The sequence below is a fragment of the Okeania sp. SIO2F4 genome (genome assembly GCF_010672385.1).
Taxonomy (GTDB): Bacteria; Cyanobacteriota; Cyanobacteriia; order Cyanobacteriales; family Microcoleaceae; genus Trichodesmium.
Map to the genome: position 1 here is coordinate 1 of NZ_JAAHGT010001253.1, position 2,107 is coordinate 2,107.

The 2,107-nt window shown below is 33.5% G+C and carries 2 protein-coding genes; one reads left to right on the plus strand and one right to left on the minus strand.

Going from position 1 to position 2,107, the window contains the following annotated elements; genetic code table 11:
* A partial coding sequence (gene phnD / locus F6K22_RS39415; protein ID WP_293110462.1) for a phosphate/phosphite/phosphonate ABC transporter substrate-binding protein occupies positions 1 to 680 on the plus strand: 680 nt, incomplete at its 5' end.
* A 300-nt stretch (positions 681 to 980) separates the two neighbouring features.
* Here the strand turns inward: phnD and F6K22_RS39420 are convergent.
* Positions 981 to 1,934, minus strand: coding sequence for a diguanylate cyclase (locus tag F6K22_RS39420; RefSeq protein ID WP_293110464.1), 954 nt, complete (start codon positions 1,932 to 1,934; stop codon positions 981 to 983).
* Between the last annotated feature and the right edge of the window lie 173 nt (positions 1,935 to 2,107).

The window sequence follows — 2,107 nt, forward strand, 5'->3', positions numbered from 1 at the left end:
TTAATGCTGAAGCCTTTGCTCAAACAGTAGATACAGAAGGTGGTAAAGGTTATTACTCTCATTTAATTACTAATAAAAATAATCCTATAGTTGCCGAAGCTAAAGCAATGGGAGGTGATAAATATACGATCAAAAATGCAGCAAATTTAACTTTTGCTTTTAATGACCCGAACTCTACATCTGGCTTTTTAGTGCCTAGTTACTATATTTTTGCTCAAAATGGAGTTGACCCGAAAAAAATATTTAAACGCTTAGTTTTTTCTGGGAGTCACGAAGCAACAGCTTTAGCAATAGCCAATAATCAAGTAGATGTGGCTACTAATAATAATGAATCTTTAGATAGACTACAACAAACAAATCCCAAAGCAAGAGCTAATATAGAAACTATCTGGACTTCTACTTTAATTCCTAGTGACCCCATCGCTTATCGTAAAGATTTACCAGAAGATTTAAAACAGAAAATTCGTAATTTCTTCTATAACTTTAAAGACCCCGCAGTTCTCAAACCTCATGGTTGGTCTGGGTTCGATCAAGCAAATGATAAAACTTGGAACCCAATTCGAGAATTAGATATTGCTAAACAAATTTTGGAGTTGGAAAAGAAGGAAAATTTGAGTGCTGAGGAAAAACAGAAATTAGAACAATTACGTCAACAATTACAAGCTGTAAAAAGTAGCTAAAGCAGGAAAAAAATAGAAGGTATTAAGTTGTGTAGGGTAGATGAAATAGAAATGATAAAAAAAATATCCTAATCATAATATTGCTACCCACCTTAACCTCAAAAAATTCGATAATCTAGTTGTTTTAAAGTTTACCTTTTCCCATCAAGGTTTAATATTCCACTGTATAAGTATTTAGCTATTAGCGTTCAGTATTTCCGTTTGTCATGCTGCGCAAACAGCTTTTTTTTTGTCAAGAAAAAGTATTTTCATCCCTACCCTGACAACTAAAATTTATTCTTCTAAGCAAAAGACCTACTGCTATACTAAACAACAATTATTTCTTCCTTGTTGCTTTGCTTGATAAACTCCTTTATCTGCTCGTAATATCATATCATCTAAGCTCCGATCTTTGATAGAATATGTACTAACTCCAATGCTGATGCTTAACCGGAGATTTCCCCGATCAGTTTCAATAATATTACTAGCTACCATTTTTCTAATTCGCTCTGCTAATATGAGTGCTTGCTCTCCATAAGTTTCAGGCAAAATAGCCATAAATTCTTCTCCACCATATCGACCTAAAAAATCAACATTGCGAATAGTATTTTTAATACTTTTAACTACTGTACATAGAGCTATATCTCCCACTTGATGACCGTAGTTATCGTTAACCTTCTTGAAGTAGTCTAAATCCATTAATAAAATAGAAAAAGACGGACCATATCTAATAACACGATTAAATTCTTGATGAGCAAAATCAAACAAACTACGACGATTTAATACTCCTGTAAGTGGGTCAGTATTGGCGAGTTTTTGAACCTCTGCCAAAGCATTTTCCAATTCTATTTGTGTGGATTTCAATTCATCAATTGTATGTTTTAAGAGTAAATGATGGCGAATTCTAGCCAAAAGTTCGGGTGCTTTAAATGGTTTATTAATATAATCAACTGCTCCTAATTCAAAAGCATCGACTATGTGTTCCTGTTCATTACTAGCAGTCAAAAAAATAATTGGAATATCAGCATATTCTGGGTCACTCTTTAATCGCTTACACACTTCTAATCCATTCATTTCAGGCATCATTAAATCTAGCAAAATTAAATCTGGTTTTGAAGTCTTAAGCCTTTCTATTGCTTGATGGCCTCCCTTGGCAAAAGTAAGACTATAACCTATAGGTTCTAAGATTACTCTTAACAATTTCAGATTAGTAGAAATATCATCAACTGCAAGGATATAATAATTTTCTGGTTTAAATGGTTCTTGTTTCAACATACTCTTAAACTAATGATAATGATTGATATCAAATCCGCTCGGGTTCGGTATAAAAAATTTTTCATCTTCACCCAAAGTGCCAATATTTCTAAATTCTCTTCCCTCCTGAGGACTGAGGACTGAGGACTGAGGACTGAGGACTAGATTAACTATCTAATTATACCGATGCTACC

What these genes read in the sequence shown, in the direction of transcription:
- F6K22_RS39420 (WP_293110464.1), bottom strand. Translation starts at nt 1,934, where the DNA reads ATGTTGAAACAAGAACCATTTAAACCAGAAAATTATTATATCCTTGCA.